The organism is Methylobacterium jeotgali (assembly GCF_022179345.1).
Taxonomy (GTDB): Bacteria; Pseudomonadota; Alphaproteobacteria; order Rhizobiales; family Beijerinckiaceae; genus Methylobacterium; species Methylobacterium jeotgali.
In genome coordinates, this window is sequence record NZ_BPQR01000026.1 from 1 (window position 1) to 17126 (window position 17126).

The window sequence follows — 17126 nt, forward strand, 5'->3', positions numbered from 1 at the left end:
GGGCCCTACCTGTTCGGCACGGAGCCCTGCCTTGCCGAACAGGTAGGGCCCGCCATGGCGGGACAGGCACTCCGAGACGATCGTCAGGATGCGGTCGATATCGCCCTGGGCGCCGTTGAAGACGCGGAAGCCCGGATGGCGGGCGCGCAGGTTCATCGGCAACGCCGAGCGCAGGTTGATGAAGCCGCCATGCATCTCGCCGGCGATGGAGCGGCAATGGGCGCGGGCGGCGGCGTCGGCCGGAAGCAGCCCCGCTTCGGGGACGATCTCGTGCAGGTAGCCGGCGATGGCGAGCACGTCCCACACGCTCACGCCCTCGTGCAACAGGCGCGGTACCAGGAAGGAGGGCGAGAGGTGCAGCAGCTCCGCCCGCGAGGCGGCGTCGCTCCCGGTAAGAACCCGAGTCTCGAAGGAAAGCCCCGCCATCCGGCAGAGGAGCCAGCCGCGCAGGGACCAGGACGAGTAGTTCCGGCTCGAGATCGTGAGCACCGCCGTCGACATCGCGCCTGATCCTCCCCGTGTTTCGGCCGGACCGATCCAAAACCCGTGCCGGGAGGGGCTTAGGGGGGCGGAGAGAAGCCCGTTTCACGCGCGATTGCCGTGGGAGGTGATGCATCCACAACACAATCCCCGACCATGTACTTTTGACCTGTTGCAGGGCGCCGCGGGGTGGCGGACCATCCCCCGATGTTCATGCAGCGCACTCAGGCGTGGCTGCCCCGCCCCCCAGCCCTCCGGCCGCTTCTCGCGGACGGCCGGCGCGCGAGTGCCCGCCCGATGCTCTACGAGGCGTTCGACATCCAGTCCGACATCGCCCAGCAGACACGGGCCTGGGGACGGAACCTGCACCGGGCGCTGGCGCCCTGGACGGCCCTCGGATACGGCGAGGCGCTCAGCTGGTGGACGGCCGGCGCCCGCATGATGATGCGCGCGGGCCTGACCTTCACCCGGCCTGCCTACGGCATCGACAGCGTCACGGTCGGCAACCGCGAGGTGCCGGTGACGGAGGAGGTCGTCACGGCGACGCCCTTCGGGACGCTGCTGCGCTTTTCCAAGGACGTCGCGACCCCGCAGCCCAAGGTGCTGCTGGTGGCGCCGATGTCGGGCCACTTCGCGACGCTCCTGCGCGGTACGGTGCGCACTTTGCTGCCCGATCATGACGTCCACATCACGGATTGGCACAACGCCCGCGACGTGCCGCTCTCGGCGGGCCGCTTCGGCTTCGACGACTACGTCGATCACATCATCGGCTTCCTGCGGGAGATGGGCGAGGGCGCCCATGTCGTGGCCGTCTGCCAGCCCGCGGTGCAGGCGCTGGCCGCTGCTGCCGTGATGGCCGCCCGCAACGATCCCGCCGCCCCCCGCAGCATGACGCTGATGGCCGGGCCGGTAGATTGCCGCATCAGCCCCACCGCGGTGAACGCGCTCGCGGTCTCGAAGCCGATCGAGTGGTTCGAGGAGAACCTCATCGCCACGGTGCCGCGCCGGCACGCGGGCGCCGGCCGCCGGGTCTATCCCGGCTTCGTGCAGGTCTCGGCCTTCATGTCGATGAACGCCAAGCGCCACATCCAGGGCCATACGGACCTGTTCTGGCACTTCGCCGCCGGCGAGGAGGAGCGGGCGGCGGCGATCGAGAGCTTCTACGACGAGTATCTCGCCGTGCTCGATCTTCCGGCGGAGTTCTACCTCGAGACCGTCAAGACGGTGTTCCAGGACTACGACCTCGCCCGCAACGAACTGCTCTACCGAGGCGAGCGCATCGACACCCGCGCCATCCGCCGCACAGCGTTGCTGACTGTCGAGGGCGAGCGCGACGACATCTGCGCGGTCGGGCAGACCATGGCCGCCCACGACCTCTGCGCGGGCCTCGCCCCGCACATGAAGCATCATCACCTCCAGGCCGGCGTCGGCCATTACGGCGTGTTCTCGGGCCGGCGGTGGGAGACGCAGACCTATCCGATCGTGCGCAACTTCATTCAGTCCAACGACTGAGCTGCGCCCGGTTGGAAGTCGCCTCCGCATGGTGTAGAAGCGCCTTCAAGGTGCATCGCCATGCGCCGATTCGCTTCCGTCCGGCCATGTCCCTCCCGGAGCCTCCGGGCCAGGGGCGTTTGCCGGTTCGGTGCATTGCCCGAGGGCGATGCGGATCGGCGTGGCCCGGGCACGCGCAGGATACAGAGGATCCCGGCAGGGACCGTTTTTGAGGATCAACTCCGTTGCAGGTACTGGTTCGCGACAACAACGTCGATCAGGCGCTCCGCGTCCTCAAGAAGAAGATGCAGCGCGAGGGCATCTTCCGTGAGATGAAGCAGCGGAAGGCCTACGAGAAGCCCTCCGTCCGTAAGGCCCGCGAGAAGGCTGAAGCCGTGCGCCGCGCCCGCAAGCAGGCCCGCAAGACCGCGATCCGTGAGGGCCTGATCGCCGCTCCGAAGCCGAAGCCCCGTTTCGGCGCCGGCGGTCCCCGTCGTCCGGGCTTCCCGTCCGCCGCGCCGAGCCAGGGTGCTCCGGCCGCCGCTCCGCAGGCCCCTGCTTCCTGAGTCCGCGCCCGGCCTTTCGCCGGGTGGGACGTCCGAATCGATCATCGAGACCCGCACCGCGACGGCGATGCGGGTCTTCGCATGTCAGGCCGCTTGGCGCAGGGTCGCCTTCTCGGCCTCGACGAGCACGTCGAGGGGGCGCCAGGGCTTGCGCATGAACCGGGCCTGCTCCGGCATCTCCATGCTGCGCGAGGCGTCGGCGCCCGAGGTGACGATCACGCGGGTCTCCGGCCAGCGCCGACCCACCGTCCGAGCGAGCGCGAGCCCGTCCATGGGGCCCGGCAGCCGCACGTCGGCGAAGAGAAGCGCCACCTGAAGATCCGGCTGCTCGAGCACGGAGATCGCGGCTTCGGCGGTCTCGCAGGCGATGACGTCGAGGTCGGTCTCCTCGAGCACGGCAGTGGCGAGATCGCGCACGGCGGGATCGTCCTCGACGACGAGCGCGATGCGGGCGTCGGACATGGCTTGTCCCATAGGGCCTCCTTCTGATCGGACGGGATGGGAACGCGAACGCGGGACGCGGTGGCCGGCACGAGCGGCGAAAGGCCTGACCGACACGGGGAAAGTACGCGGTCGGACTGACACGGCGCACTCTGCGTCAACGGCGGCCGGGGAGAATCGGTCCCGCCCGGCGGAACTTTTTTGCGACATCCTTCTCCAGCATCGGCGGAGCGGCCGGCGCTTAACGATCTGTTCACCGCCCGCGCCGGAATGTTAAAGCACGATGACGGCCCGCAGTCCTGGACCGCGACTTGCTTGGCCGTACCATGAGGATGCCCGCAGGTCCGCAGGAGCCCGTTTCCCAGCATGTGCCGCTTCCTGGCCTATAGCGGTGAGCCGGTCTTTCTCTCCGACCTCGTCTGCGCCCCGAAGCACTCGCTGGTGCACCAGTCGCTCCACGCCGACGAGGGCAAGACCGAGACGAACGGCGACGGCTTCGGCATCGGCTGGTACGGCGAGCGCGAGGAGCCCGGCATCTACCGGGATATCTCCCCGGCCTGGTCGGACGAGAACCTCGTCAACCTCTGCCGTCAGGTGCGGGCGCGGACCTTCTTCGCCCATGTGCGCGCGTCGACGGGCACCGCCACCGCGCGGCTGAACTGCCACCCCTTCGTCCATGGGCGGCACATGTTCATGCATAACGGCCAGATCGGCGGCTACCACCGCATCAAGCGCCGCATCGAGGCGCTGATCCCGGATTCGCTCTATGACAGCCGCCGGGGCACCACCGATTCCGAGGCGATCTTCCTGCTCGCCATCGCCAACGGATTGGTCTCCGATCCCGTCCGCGCCATGGCCGGCACCCTCGGCACCGTGCGCGACCTGATGAAGGCCGCCGGCATCGCCGAGCCCCTTCGCTTCACGGCGCTGCTCACGGACGGCGACACGCTCACGGCCTATCGCTGGGCCTGCGACGGGCGCCCGCCGAGCCTCTACTACCGCGAGGACGAGGCCGGCATCGTCGTGGTCTCCGAGCCCATCGACGGCTGTCGCGACGGCTGGCAGGTGGTGCCGAAGGGCGGCACGCTCCAGGCCCGCCGCGGCGAGCGGGCGGTGCTCATCGCCCCCGCCGACGGCGCCCGCAAGGGGCTCGGCCAGGGCCAGCGCATCGCGGCCTGAGGCGAACGCGGGGCGGGCATTCGCGCGGCCCGCTTGCCGGGACCGCCTCCCGGTACAGATGTCCGCCGCGACGGCCCTCGGGGCCGGGCAGGGACATGGGCCGATGTATCCGAACGTCGATCTTCACATCGCCGGAGCCTGGACCGGAGGCGGCGAGGGCCAGACCCTGCCGATCCTCAACCCCGCCACCGGCGAGGAGATCGGCCGCCTCGCGGTGGCGACCCGCGCCGATCTCGACCGGGCGCTGGAGGCCGCCGAGCGCGGCTTCGCGCAGTGGCGGCGCGTTTCCCCGAACGACCGTTCCAAGATCATGCGCAAGGCGGCCACGCTGCTGCGCGAGCGCAACGCCGACATCGCCCGGCTGATGACCCTGGAGCAGGGCAAGCCGCTGAACGAATCCGGCATCGAGACGCATGTCGCCGCCGAGATCATCGAATGGTTCGCGGAGGAGGGGCGGCGCGCCTACGGACGGGTGATCCCCGCCCGCGGCGAGGGCGTAATGCAATTCGTCCTGCGCGAGCCCGTGGGGCCGGTCGCCTGCTTCACGCCCTGGAACTTCCCGATCAACCAGGCGGTGCGCAAAATTTCCGCGGCGCTCTGCACCGGCTGCTCCGTCGTCCTGAAGGGGCCGGAGGACACGCCGGCCTCCTGCGCGGCGCTGGTGCGGGCCTTCCTCGACGCGGGCGTGCCCGGGGACGTGCTCTCCCTCGTCTACGGCGACCCGGCGGCGATCTCGGGCTACCTGATCCCGCACCCGGTCATCCGGAAGATCTCGTTCACGGGCTCCACTGCCGTCGGCAAGGAGCTCGCGGCGCTCGCCGGCCGCCACATGAAGCGGGTGACGATGGAGCTCGGCGGCCACGCCCCGGCGATCGTGTTCGAGGATGCCGACGTCGAGAAGGCCGTGAAGATTCTCGGCGGCGCCAAGTTCCGCAACGCCGGGCAGGTCTGCGTGGCCCCGACCCGCTTCCTCGTCCACGACTCCGTCTTCGACCGCTTCGTCGACGGCTTCACGACCCTGGCGAAAGGGCTGAAGGTCGGCGACGGGCTCGACGAGGCCACCACCATGGGGCCGCTCGTGCACGGCCGGCGCATCGAGGCGATGGAGGCCCTCGTCGCCGACGCCGAGGCGCAGGGCGCGACGCTGCGCACCGGCGGCAAGCGCATCGGCAACCGGGGCAACTTCTTCGAGCCGACCGTCTTCACCGAGGTGCCGCTCAGCGCCCGCCTCATGAACGAGGAGCCCTTCGGCCCGGTCGCCGCCATCCAGCGCTTCTCGCGCGACGAGGATGCGCTGACCGAGGCGAACCGCCTGCCCTACGGTCTCGCGGCCTACGCCTATACCCGCTCGGCGGAGCGGGCCGCGCTTGTGGCCGAGCGCGTCGAGACGGGGATGCTCGGCATCAACCACCACGGCCTCGCGCTGCCGGAAACACCCTTCGGCGGCGTCAAGGATTCCGGCTACGGCAGCGAGGGCGGCACCGAGGCCCTCGACGCCTACCTCGTCACCAAGTTCGTGAGCCAGGCGGCGTTCTGAGCCCCGCCGCTCAGTAGTGCGGCGGCGGCCGCTCCGGCCCTCCGCCGCCCGCACGGTCGGCGGCCTCCTCGACCTGCTCGCGCAGCGCCGCCACCTGCCGGGTGAGGCGGTCGATCACCGCCCACTGCTTGGTGAGCGCCGCGTTGAGGTCCTCGATCACCGCCTCCTGTTCTGTGAGGCGGGTCTCAACGCGGGTGAGGCGGTCGTCGTCGGGGTCATTCGCCCTCAATGCGCCTCCTCCCAGTTTTCCGCCGCCCGCGCCTCGACGGCGAGCGGCACGCGCAGCGTGATGCCGGGGGAGGGGGCCTCCTCCATCACCCGTGAGATGACGGGGAGCGCCCTCTCGACCTGATCCTCGGGGGCTTCGAAGACGAGCTCGTCGTGGACCTGGAGGAGCATCCGCACCGGCAGCTTCTCGGCTTCCAGCGCGCCCTCCATCCGGGCCATGGCGCGGCGGATGATGTCGGCGGCGGTGCCCTGGATCGGGGCGTTGATGGCCTGCCGCTCAACGGCGGCGCGCTCGCTCGGGTTGTTCGAGCGGATCTGCGGGTAGTGGCAGACGCGCCCGAACAGCGTCGTCACGTAGCCCTTGTCGCGGCAGAGCTTCTTCGTGCCCTCGATGTAGTCGCGGATGCCGGGGAATCGCTCGAAATACTGCTTGATGAAGGCCGCCGCCTCGCCCTGCGGGATGCCGAGCCGGTCGGCGAGGCCGAAGGCCGAGATGCCGTAGATGATGCCGAAGTTGATGGTCTTCGCCCGCCGCCGCAGGTCCGGCGTCATCTCCGCGAGCGGCACGCCGAACATCGCGGAGGCGGTGGCCGCGTGGATGTCGACGCCGTCCTCGAAGGCTTGGCGCAGCTGCGGGATGTCGGCCATGTGGGCGAGGATGCGCAGCTCGATCTGACTGTAATCCGCCGAGATCAGCCGGTTGCCCGGCGCGGCCACGAAGGCCCTGCGGATCTGGCGGCCCTCCTGCGTGCGCACGGGGATGTTCTGGAGGTTCGGCTCGGAGGAGGAGAGCCGGCCCGTGGTGGTGGCGGCGAGCGAGAACGAGGTGTGGACGCGCTTCGTCTCCCGGTCCGCGTGCTCCTGGAGCGAGTCCGTGTAAGTCGATTTCAGCTTGGAGAGCTGGCGGTACTCGAGAATCTTCTTCGGCAGCTCGTGGCCGGCCTGCGCCAGCTCTTCGAGGAGCGTCGCGGGCGTCGCCCACTGGCCCGAGGGCGTCTTCTTGGCGCCGGGCAGGCCCATCTTGCCGAACAGGATGTCGCCGATCTGCTTGGGCGAGCCGACCGAGAATTTCTCTCCCGCGTCCTCCTGGATCTCCTCCTCCAGGCGCACGAGGCTCTGTGCGAACCGGCTCGACAGCTCGCCGAGCATGCCGGGGTCGACGCGGATGCCCGCCATCTCCATCCGGGCGATGATCGGCAGGAGCGGCCGCTCCAAGGTCTCGTAGACGGCGACGCGCCGCTCGGCGACGAGGCGCGGCTTCATCATCCGCCAGAGCCGCAGCGTCACGTCCGCGTCCTCGGCGGCGTAGGCGGTGGCCTTGTCCAGCGGCACCTTCTCGAAGGTGATCTTGGCCCGCCCCGTGCCGGTCACGTCGGAGAAGGTGATGGGCTGGTGGCCGAGATGGCGCCGGGCGAGCTCGTCCATGCCGTGCCCGCCCTTGCCGGCGTCGAGCACGTAGGAGATCAGCATCGTGTCGTCGAAGGGCGCGACCTCGATGCCGTGGCGGGCGAGCACGACCCAGTCGTACTTGAGGTTCTGCCCGATCTTGAGGACGCCGGGGTTCTCCAGCAGCGGCTTGAGGAGCGCAATGGCCTCGGACGCCTTCAGCTGCTTCTCGACGCGCCGGTAGGTGGCGTCCTTGCCGCTGGCCCCGAACAGATCGGTCCCGGCCTCCTCCGGCTCCACGTGCTCGAGAGGGATGTAGCAGGCCCGCCCCGGCGCGGTCGCCAGCGAGACGCCGACGAGCCCGGCGCGGTGGGCATCCAGCGCATCCGTCTCGGTGTCGACGGCGACGATGCCGGCCTCCGTCGCCTCCGCGACCCAGGCGGCGAGCTGGTCCTTCGTCAGGACCGTCTCGTAGGCCGCCGTGTCGAAGGGCTTCACGCTCTCGGCGGCACGCACCGCCACGAGGTTGCCAGGGCCGGGCTCGGCGGGTCCGCGGGGTTTGGCCGCCGCGTCGGGCAGGCCGAGATCGGCGAAGGGGTCGACGTCCGGGCCCTCGCCCTCGGCCCGGTCGAAGCCACCGGCGGCGGCTTCCGGGTCCGGAGGGACGGTGTCGTCGAAGAAGGGCACGGCGTCGCTGCCGCCCTGCGCGTTGGCGTATCCGTGGGCCTTGGCGCCGGGCAGGAGGGCCGCGGTCGGCTTCACCGCCTCCGGGTCGACATGCAGCATCGCCGCGATGCGCCGGGTCAGCGTGTTGAACTCCATCGCCTTGAGGAAGCCGACGAGCCGCTCCGGGTCGGGCTCCGGCAGGCGCAAATCGTCGAGGGGCACCGGCACCGGCACCGCCTCCTCCAGCGCCACGAGCCGGCGGGAGAGGCGGGCCTGGTCGATGTTGGCGAGCAGCGTCTCCCGGCGCTTCGGTTGCTTGATCTCGCCCGCCCGCTCCAGCAGCCCTTCGAGGCTGCCGAACTCCTTGATCAGGGCGGCCGCCGTCTTGAGACCGATGCCGGGGACGCCGGGCACGTTGTCGGAGGTGTCGCCGATCAGCGCCAGGGCGTCGCCGATCTGGTCGGGCTGAAGACCCTCCCATTTCGCCACGATGGCGTCCCGGTCGAGGTTGCGCTCGGGGCGGTAGCCGGGCTTGCCCTTGGCGCCGGACTCGAAATCGTAGAAGCGGATGCGCTCGCCGACGAGCTGCATCAGGTCCTTGTCGGAGGAGACGATGATGACCTCGGCACCCCGCGCCTCGGCCTGCCTCGCGTAGGTGGCGATGAGGTCGTCGGCCTCGTAGCGCTCCAGCTCCACCGCGTGCAGGCCGAAGGCGCGCACCGCCTCGCGCATCAACGGCATCTGCTTCTTCAGGTCCTCCGGCGCGTCGGGGCGGTGGCCCTTGTAGTCCGGGAACATCTCCTTGCGGAACGAGCCCTCGGACTTGTCGAAGACGATGCCGAGATGGCTCGGCCGCACCCCGGCCGCGCCCTCCTGCACGAACTGGGCGATCTTGGTGCAGAACAGGCGCACGGCGCCGGTGGGCATGCCGTCGGAGGGGCGGAAGTTGTACTTGTCCCCGTCCTTGGTGTTCATCGACTGGAAGAAGGCCCGGAAGATGAAGGACGAGCCGTCGACGAGGATCACCCGGTCGCCGGCGCCGACCGGCGCTCCGGCGGCCTCGTCAGTCTTCTTCTTGTTCATCGACGCGACCGTTTCGTAGGCGGGGCCCTCTCTCTACCGGGCGCGGGCGGTGCGCGCTACGCCGCCAGCTCGGCCCCGAGCTCGGCGATCCGGCGCAGATCCCCGACGAAGGCCGCGTAGGCCTCCGCCTTCGCCTCGTCCGGCAGGCGCAGCAGGTAGGAGGGGTGGACGGTGATGTAGCCGTGGAAGCGGTTGCCCTGCCGGTCGAACCGGAAGGGACCGCGGGCGCGGGTGATCGGGATCTGCTTGCCGGTGAGCGCCAGGACGGCGGTCGCGCCGAGCGCCACGACCAGCTTCGGCCCCACGAGCTCCAGCTCCTTGTCGAGCCACCAGCGGTAGTGGCTGACCTCGCCGGCGGTCGGCTTCTCGTGGATCCGCCGCTTGCCACGCAGGGTGAACTTGAAGTGCTTCACCGCATTCGTGACATAGGCCTCCCCGCGGTCGATGCCGGCCTCCTCCGCGGCGCGGGTGAAGAGCATCCCCGCCGGGCCGACGAAGGGGCGGCCCTTCAGATCCTCCTGGTCGCCGGGCTGCTCGCCGACGAAGGCCAGCGTCGCGCCGACCGGGCCCTCGCCGAGGACGGCCTGGGTGGCGCCGGGCACCAGGGGCTCGGCCTTGCGGATGATCGCGTTCAGCGCCTCGAGGCTCTTCGGCTCGTCGTCGAACATGGCGGCGACGGCCTTGGCGGGTTCGCGCTTTGCGGGCATCGCGGGGCTCCTCTCGATCATCTCGACGGTGCGGCCCGCCGCCGCCCGGACGAGGGCGGGAATGGCGAGCGTCTCGGGCATGTTGTGCCAGTACTTGCGCGGCATCTCGGCCCGCATGGCCCTCAGGTTGGTGCGGGCCGGGTTGAAGGTGCTCTCGTAGTAGTCCCGCCAGCCGGCCTCGAAGCCGTCGCCCTCCGGCACGTCCTCCCGGCGGCCGGGCGGTCCGAAGCTCAGGCTGTTCCCGTCCCAGCGCGCGGAGCCGTCGGGCGTCAGGATCGACCAGCGCAGCGAGCGGAAGCGGTCCACGAAGAAGCCCGCCGCCGCGACGAGGATGTGGTGCTCCGGCTCGAACCACGCGGCGAAGCGCTCCGTTCCCGTGTCCTGGACTCGCCGGAACCGAAGAAAGGCGTGCATCTTGTGGAGGTCGCGCCCCACGGCCTTGCGCATCAGCCAGAGGCGATGGACGAGCGGGTCGCTCGCGACCTCCATCAGGCCGCGCTCGCCGTGTGTCAGCCGCCAGATCAGGGCGTAGAGCAGGGCGTAACGTTCCGGATCCCGGTGCTGCGCGGCGAGCCCGATCGTCTCGGTCGCCGCCTTCGGCAGGATCAGCGGCGGAGCTTCGGCGAGCGCTTCGGCGGCTCCGAACAGCTCCGGCGCGCCGGCCACCGTCCAGGCGATCCGCTCCGGTGGGACGCCTGCGCCGACGAGGCGGCGGGCCGCGCTTCGGAAGCCGGCGAGATCGGCGCCCGGCGCCAGGGCGACGCTCTGGACCATGGGCCTCGCGGCGGTCTCGGCGGGCGCACCCATCAGAACAGCGTCAGCTGCTGCACCGGCTCGGCGAGCCGCGCCCGGAGATCGAGCCGATCGGTCAGGTGGGTCGGCCGGTGGTCGGCGGCGACGAGGAAAGGCCGGGCCCGCTTCAAGGCCGAGGTCAGGCGGCCGACATCCTCCAGGCGCAGGCTCGTGTGCCGGCGCGCCGCGACGATGCGGTCGACCGCCCGCGCCCCGAGGCCGGGGACCCGCAGGAGCATCTCCCGGTCGGCCCGGTTCACGTCGACGGGAAACCTCTCGCGGTGGCGAAGCGCCCAGGCGAGCTTCGGGTCGACGTCGAGGGGCAGCATGCCGTCCTCGGCCGCGTCCGCGACCTCGGCCGCCGAGAAGGAATAGTACCGGAGCAGCCAGTCCGCCTGATACAGGCGATGCTCGCGGGCGAGCGGCGGGGGCTTCGGCGGCAGGATCGCGGAGCCCTCGGGAATCGGGCTGAAGGCCGAGTAATAGACCCGCTTCAGCCCGACCGAATCGTAGAGATGCGCGCTGCGGGCGATCAGGGACGTATCCGTCGTGGCGTCCGCCCCGACGATCACCTGCGTCGACTGTCCGGCCGGCGAGAACCGTCGCTTCTCGGCCTTGGCCTCGAGGATGCGCTCGCCGATCTGCGCCATCGCGCCTTGGATCGAGGCGCCGTCCTTCTCCGGCGCGAGGCGCTCCAGGCTCTCCTCCGTGGGCAGCTCGATGTTGATCGAGAGCCGGTCGGCGTAGAGCCCCGCCTCCTCGATCAGCCAGGGGCTCGCCTCGGGGATCGACTTGAGATGGATGTAGCCGCGGAAGCCGTGATCGCGGCGAAGCGACTTCGCCACCCGCGTCAGCAGCTCCATGGTGTGGTCGGGGGAGCGGATGATGCCCGAGGAGAGGAACAGCCCCTCGATGTAGTTGCGCTTGTAGAACTCGACCGTGAGGGTCACGACCTCCTCGACCGTGAAGCGCGCACGCCGCACGTTCGAGGAGCGCCGGTTGATGCAGTAGGCGCAGTCGAACAGGCACCAGTTCGTCAGCAGGAGCTTCAGGAGCGAGACGCAGCGCCCGTCCGGCGTGTAGGCGTGGCAGATGCCGGCGCCCGTGGTCGAGCCGAGCCCGTCCTTCCCGGCGCTGCGCTTGGGCGCGCCGGAGGACGCGCAGGAGGCGTCGTACTTCGCCGCATCCGCCAGGATGCGCAGCTTCTTTGAGAGCGCCTCGTCCATCGAACGAAACAGGAACATTTTTTCGGGGGCGAAGGCAAGCGGAGCCGCTGAAGCGTCGCCAGCGGCCGATCGCCACGCCACCTCTGAGCGTCGCTTTACTCCTCCGCGTCGATGACGGTGCGGGCGAGGCCGTAGCGGAAGCCGGCGCGGGCCATGGCGGCGAGGTCGCGCTCCCGGTGCTCGGCCCGCTTCTCCGGCAGGCGGTAGGGACCGAGCCGGCGGCGGCGGGCCAGGGCATGGGCGGCGGCGAGCTCGGCGGTGCCGGTGTCTTCGGCGGACGCCTCGCTCTCCTCCGCTTGGAGCGCGCCCTCGATCACCTCCGGCGCCACGCCCTTGGCAGCGAGCTTCGCGGCCACACCCCGGCGAGAGGTGCCTCGCCGCCGCAGGGTGGCGAGGCGGGCGGCGGCGAAGCGGGCATCGTCCACGAGGCCGCCCTCGACGGCCTTGCGCACGACGGCCTCGATCATCCCGTCGAAGGCGTCAGCCTCCTCGCCGCGCGCCCGCGCCCGCTTGAGGACGCGCCGCGTCAATGTCCGCCGCAGCATCTCCGAAGAGGCGCTGTAGCGCTCGAGATAGTGGAGTGCCGCCCGCTCGAGATAGGCGGCCGTGACCGGACCCGGCACCCGTGCCGGTCCGGGACCTGCAACATTTTCGCGCATCACCGGTTCTTCACGATTGGGCCAGGTTTTCCGCCCATAAATTCGTCATGGCAATGGCTCCACGCGGGAGACGCCGGGATGCGCCGCCGGGGATCTTGGTGAGACGGGACTGGCTCCTGATCGTGCTCGCCCTGGCGCTCGCCGCGAGCGCGGCGGCGGTCGTCTACCTGTCGCGGCCCACGGTCCTGACCGTCGCCGTCGGGCCTCGCGACGGCCCGGAGGCCGGCCTCCTTGAGGCCTATGCCAAGGCCCTGAGCCGGGCGCGGGAGGACGTGAGGCTCAAGCTCGTCCACTACGACGACGTGCGCGACAGCGCCGCCGCGCTCCAGTCCGGCAAGGCCGACCTCGCGGTCGTGCGGCCGGACGTGCTGATGCCCGAGAACGGCCTGACCATCGCCATCCTCCACGACGAGGCCCTGGTGATCGCGACGCCCGATGCCAGCGACATCGACGGCTTCTCCGACCTCGCCCGCAAGCGCCTCGGCGTGGTCGAGCGCCACTCCGCCGACGCGGCCTTCATCACCAACCTGCTGGGCTTCTACGATCTCGCCGCCTCCGCGGGCGAGACGGCTCCGGACCGGCCGGCGGGCGCCAGTCCCGTGACCCTGGTGCCGCTCCAGCCCTCGGAGGTCACGGCGGCCATCGCCGAGAAGCGCGTCGACGCGGTGGCGGTGATCGCGAGCCCCGCTTCGAAGGCCGCCGCGAGCATGGTGCGCGCCGTCGAGGCCGGCGCGCCGGATCGCAAGGCGAGCCTCGTCGCGGTGCCGGACGGCGACGCCATCCTGCAGCGGCTGCCGGAGCTTCAGGTCGTGACGATCCCCGCCGGCACCTTCGGCGGCCGGCCGAAGCGTCCCGAGGAGGACGTGAAGACCATGGGCGCCTCCTATCGCCTGATGGCGCGGGGGCAGGTGAGCCGCGTCACCGTGGCCTCGGTCACGCAGCACCTGTTCGAGTGGCGCTCGAAGCTCGCCTCGGCGGCGCCGATCGCCAAGCTGATGAAGGCGCCTGAGTTCGACACCACCGTCGCGGCGACCTCCGCCCGGCTCCCGAATCATCCGGGCGCCGTCGACTATTTCGAGCGCGAGCAGCAGACGTTCCTCGACCGCTACGAGGATTACATCTACCTGCTCGCCTTCTTCGGCGGCACCATCGGCTCCGGCGTCGCCTGGGTTGGGCAGAGGCTGGCCCGGCAGCGGCGTCAGCGGATCGACGTGGTTCTCGACCGGCTGATCGAGTTGATGCGGGAGATCCGGGCGGCGACCACGAAGGCCGAGCTCGATGCGCTCGCGCAGGAGACCGACGCCCTCGTCGCCGACGTGGTGCGCTACGCCCGCGAGCGGAGCCTCGACAACCGCACCCTGAGCGCGCTGATTCTCTCGATCGACGCGGCGCAGGGCGCGATCCTCGACGGGCGCCGGCGGATCGGTGATGCGCCCGTCCACGCCGCGCCGGCGCGGCCGCGGATGGCGCGCCTGATGGCGATGAAGCTGCCTGCTGCGGAGTGAGAGGTCGTCGTCGCGACCGCCTCCAGCGCTCGCACTTCCGGGCATCCGGCCATTGGCGCCGGGACGGCGAAGTTCTGCGAGAAGCTTCGAAACGTGCGTAAACGGGCGGCAGCCGGGCTTTAATCCCTCACATTCGTGCGGGAGACTAAAAATATTCCGATTGCCAATGGGAACCTCAGAACGAATAATATATTAGCTCGCCTTTCCATCTGCTGACGCAAAAGTCGGCGGCGGCGAGCGTTCATTTGGGTGAAGTCCAAACAAGGGACCGGCCCAGGATATGCCGTACGCCTTCGCGGAGGCAGAGGAGACGCCCGTGACAACAGTAACCGCCGCTCGAGCGGACGCCACAACTTCGTCTGGCCGCTGGGTACAGCTCGGCCTCGGCGTCGTCTGCATGGTCGCCGCCGCGAACATCCAATACGCCTGGACGCTTTTCGTCCCCGAAATTCAGAAGACGTTCGGCTGGGAGCGCGCCGCGATCCAGCTCGCCTTCACGATCTTCGTCATCTCGCAGACTTGGCTCACGCCCGTCGCGGGCTACTTCATCGACCGGTACGGCCCGAACAAGGTCGTCATGTTCGGCGGCCTGATGACCGGCCTCGCCTGGATCATCAACTCCTACGCCGGCTCGCTCTCGGGCTTCTACCTCGGCGCCATCGCGGGCGGCATCGGCGTCGGCTGCGTCTACGCCTGCTGCGTCAACAACGCCCTCAAGTGGTTCCCTGATCGTCGCGGTCTGGCGGTGGGCCTCACGGCCGGCGGCTATGGCGCGGGCTCGGCCCTCACCATCCTCCCGATCGCCAACACCATCGCCACCAGCGGCTACCAGCAGGCGTTCTTCACCTTCGGCCTGATCCAGGGCGCGGTGATCCTGCTCGCCGCCATCGGCATGCGCGCCCCGGGCAAGGACGAGGTCAAGTTCTCGAGCACCGTTCTCCAGTCCCGCCGCGACTACACCCTCAAGGAGGCCCTCAACACGAAGGTCTTCTACGTGATGCTGCTGATGTTCACCTGCACGGTGACCGGCGGTCTCATGGCGGTGGCCCAGCTCGGCGTCATCGCCGAGGACCTCGGCGTGAAGAACTTCAAGGTCAACCTGTACTTCTTCGCCATGGCGGCGCTGCCCTTCGCTCTGATGCTCGACCGCATCCTGAACGGCATCTCCCGCCCCCTCTTCGGCTGGATCTCCGACAAGATCGGCCGCGAGAAGACGATGTTCATCGCCTTCACGATGGAGGGTATCGGCATCATCGCGCTCGGCACCTTCGGTCATAACCCCTGGGCCTTCGTGATCCTGTCGGGCATCGTGTTCCTGGCCTGGGGCGAGGTCTACTCGCTCTTCTCCGCCACGGCCGCCGACACCTTCGGCTCCAAGCACATCGGCAAGATCTACGGCGTGCTCTACTGCGCCAAGGGTATCGCCGCCCTGCTCGTCCCGATCGGCAACCTGCTGATGCAGGCGACCGGCACTTGGTCGAGCGTGCTCTACACGGTGGCGGCGATGGACATCTTCGCGGCGATGCTGGCGGTCACGGTGCTCCGGCCGATGCTGATCAAGCACCACGCCTCCAACGGCCAGACCATGGCGACCGGCGGCGGCCACTGAGCCGAGCCTCTCTCCCGGCGCCCGGTCTCGGGTCCGCCGGGAGGGTTCTCCGAGAACGAAAGAGGCGGCGTCCGCATCGCGGGCGCCGCCTCTTCGCATTCACGGGAGCTGGCTTGTGGGGAGCCGGCTCGTGGGAGGGGGCGAGGGGCTCAGGCCGCCTCCTCCGGCTCCGGCCCCCGCGTGACGTCGAGCCCGCGTCCGAGTCCTTGCGGCGGCCCGACCTCAACCGGCTGGCCCGTGCGGGCGGCCTCGTAGATCGCCTCCATCAGCACCTGATCCTGAAGGCCTTCCTCGCCGGGCGTGCGCGGGCGGATGTCCTCGATCACGCAGCGGGCGAAATGGTCGATCTCCAGGGCGAACTGGTTTTTGGCGCCGAGCACCCGCTCGTCGCTCGACACCGCCTTGCCGTCCCGGTGGCGGACGTAGAGCCGCTGGCCCTCGTAGGCGAAGGCATTCTCCAGCACGATGTCCGCCGCGGGCGTATGGACGCTCATGCGGCGGGCCTCGTGGATGCCGTAGCTCGTCAGGCACTGCGCCACGAGGCCGGAGGGGAAGCGCAGGGAGAAGGTGACGCTCTCCTCGACCTCGCGGAACTTCGGGTCGCCCTCCGGCGAGGTGACGTGCGCTTGCACGGAGACCGGCTCCTCGCCGGTGAGCGCGCGGATGCCGTTGAGGCAGTAGAGCCCGATATCGGGGAGCGCGCCGCCGCCGGCGAGCGCCTTGCGCAGCCGCCACTGCTCCGGCAGCCCGGAGGTCTGGCCGTTGACCGCCTGGACGAAGCGCGCCTTGCCCATCGTGCCGGAGCGGACGAGGCCGGCGAGAGCGCGGTTGTAGGGCTCGTACTGGCAGCGATAGGCGATCATGAGCTTCACGCCCGCCTCGCGGCAGGCGGCGACCATCTCCCGCGCCTCGGCGGAGGAGACCGCCATCGGCTTCTCGCAGAGCACGTGCTTGCCGGCCTTGGCGGCCGCGAGCACGTCCCGGTGATGAAGGGCGTTCGGCGTGACGACGTAGACCGCCCGCACCCTTCCATCCGACTTCAGCCGTTCCCAGTCTCCGTATCCGTAGACCGCGTCCTCGGGCAGCCCATGCTGGGCGGCCACGAGCCTTGCCTTCTCGGGGCTTCCCGACATCACCGCCGCGAGCCGCGCCCGCTTCGATTGTCCGAGCGCCGGCAGGATCTCCTCGAGGCTCAGGCGGCCGAGGCCGACGACGCAGATCCCGACCCGCTTCCCGGGCGGCAGCGGCGCCGGCGGGGGCGGCGGCGGACGGTCGCCCTCGCCGCGCCAGTTCGGGAAGACCACGCGGCCGCCCTGCACGGCGCCGGTATCGGCGGGCACGGCGGGGCCGGGCGGTCCGCCCTGTGCGGCGGCACCCCGGCTCGCCATCGCGATCGCCGCCCCCGTCAGGCCGGCGCCGCCGGCCCGCAGCAGCCGGCGCCGTGAGAGGGCGGTGTCGTCGCGTGAGTCGTTGTCCGGCATCGGCAGCCTCGCGGGAGCGTTTCGGGAGGGGATCGTCCCTGGCGAACGCCACCGGCATCGATGGCGTTCCTGAGGCGCGATGCCGCCCGG

At 70.3% G+C, this 17126-nt stretch carries 14 protein-coding genes; 6 read left to right on the top strand and 8 right to left on the bottom strand.

Annotated features, from left to right (window positions below; all coding sequences use genetic code 11):
- The coding region (locus MFF04_RS07865) for a glutathione S-transferase N-terminal domain-containing protein (RefSeq protein WP_238274883.1) at positions 1 to 501 on the bottom strand (501 nt) is incomplete at its 3' end.
- Between the two features lie 276 nt (positions 502 to 777).
- On the opposite strand from MFF04_RS07865, the gene MFF04_RS07870 reads away from it, so the two are divergent.
- Entirely contained in the window at positions 778 to 1992 is a 1215-nt protein-coding gene (locus MFF04_RS07870; protein ID WP_238274884.1) for a polyhydroxyalkanoate depolymerase, read from the top strand.
- A 224-nt stretch (positions 1993 to 2216) separates the two neighbouring features.
- Positions 2217 to 2537, top strand: a complete 321-nt coding sequence (gene rpsU / locus MFF04_RS07875; RefSeq protein WP_238274886.1) for a 30S ribosomal protein S21 — start codon at positions 2217 to 2219, stop codon at positions 2535 to 2537.
- A gap of 84 nt (positions 2538 to 2621) precedes the next feature.
- Here the strand turns inward: rpsU and MFF04_RS07880 are convergent, their stop codons facing one another.
- On the bottom strand, positions 2622 to 2999 hold the full coding sequence (locus MFF04_RS07880; protein WP_238274888.1) for a response regulator: 378 nt from the start codon (positions 2997 to 2999) through the stop codon (positions 2622 to 2624).
- A 345-nt stretch (positions 3000 to 3344) separates the two neighbouring features.
- Between MFF04_RS07880 and MFF04_RS07885 the strand changes: the two genes are divergently transcribed.
- On the top strand, positions 3345 to 4157 hold the full coding sequence (locus tag MFF04_RS07885; RefSeq protein WP_238274889.1) for a class II glutamine amidotransferase: 813 nt from the start codon (positions 3345 to 3347) through the stop codon (positions 4155 to 4157).
- 103 nt (positions 4158 to 4260) lie between these two features.
- Complete coding sequence (locus MFF04_RS07890; protein WP_238274890.1) at positions 4261 to 5694, top strand: NAD-dependent succinate-semialdehyde dehydrogenase; 1434 nt, start codon at positions 4261 to 4263, stop codon at positions 5692 to 5694.
- Positions 5695 to 5704: 10 nt separating this feature from the next.
- Here MFF04_RS07890 and MFF04_RS07895 read toward each other — a convergent pair whose 3' ends face one another.
- The 5 genes from MFF04_RS07895 to MFF04_RS07915 form a co-directional block, all read right to left on the bottom strand.
- On the bottom strand, positions 5705 to 5923 hold the full coding sequence (locus MFF04_RS07895) for a SlyX family protein (RefSeq protein WP_238274891.1): 219 nt from the start codon (positions 5921 to 5923) through the stop codon (positions 5705 to 5707).
- The gene (gene polA / locus MFF04_RS07900) at positions 5920 to 9057 is read right to left on the bottom strand and encodes a DNA polymerase I (protein WP_238274892.1); all 3138 of its coding nucleotides are present in this window, start codon (positions 9055 to 9057) and stop codon (positions 5920 to 5922) included. The genes MFF04_RS07895 and polA overlap by 4 nt, the downstream gene beginning before the upstream one ends.
- Positions 9058 to 9113: 56 nt before the next feature.
- A complete protein-coding gene (locus MFF04_RS07905) occupies positions 9114 to 10571 on the bottom strand; it encodes a UdgX family uracil-DNA binding protein (RefSeq protein ID WP_238274893.1) in 1458 nt (485 codons plus the stop codon).
- Positions 10571 to 11782 (bottom strand): putative DNA modification/repair radical SAM protein, encoded by a 1212-nt coding sequence (locus MFF04_RS07910; RefSeq protein ID WP_238274939.1) that lies wholly within the window; start codon positions 11780 to 11782, stop codon positions 10571 to 10573. Before MFF04_RS07910 ends, MFF04_RS07905 begins: the two co-directional genes overlap by 1 nt.
- Positions 11783 to 11877: 95 nt before the next feature.
- Complete coding sequence (locus tag MFF04_RS07915; RefSeq protein ID WP_306308048.1) at positions 11878 to 12405, bottom strand: regulatory protein RecX; 528 nt, start codon at positions 12403 to 12405, stop codon at positions 11878 to 11880.
- Between the two features lie 134 nt (positions 12406 to 12539).
- Here MFF04_RS07915 and MFF04_RS07920 point away from each other — a divergent pair, with 134 nt between their 5' ends.
- Both MFF04_RS07920 and oxlT read left to right on the top strand, forming a co-directional pair.
- On the top strand, positions 12540 to 13946 hold the full coding sequence (locus MFF04_RS07920) for a TAXI family TRAP transporter solute-binding subunit (RefSeq protein WP_238274896.1): 1407 nt from the start codon (positions 12540 to 12542) through the stop codon (positions 13944 to 13946).
- Between the two features lie 316 nt (positions 13947 to 14262).
- The gene (gene oxlT, locus MFF04_RS07925; RefSeq protein WP_283206351.1) at positions 14263 to 15555 is read left to right on the top strand and encodes an oxalate/formate MFS antiporter; all 1293 of its coding nucleotides are present in this window, start codon (positions 14263 to 14265) and stop codon (positions 15553 to 15555) included.
- Positions 15556 to 15704: 149 nt separating this feature from the next.
- Here oxlT and MFF04_RS07930 read toward each other — a convergent pair whose 3' ends face one another.
- Positions 15705 to 17036, bottom strand: a complete 1332-nt coding sequence (locus MFF04_RS07930; RefSeq protein WP_238274898.1) for a Gfo/Idh/MocA family protein — start codon at positions 17034 to 17036, stop codon at positions 15705 to 15707.
- Positions 17037 to 17126 lie beyond the last annotated feature (90 nt).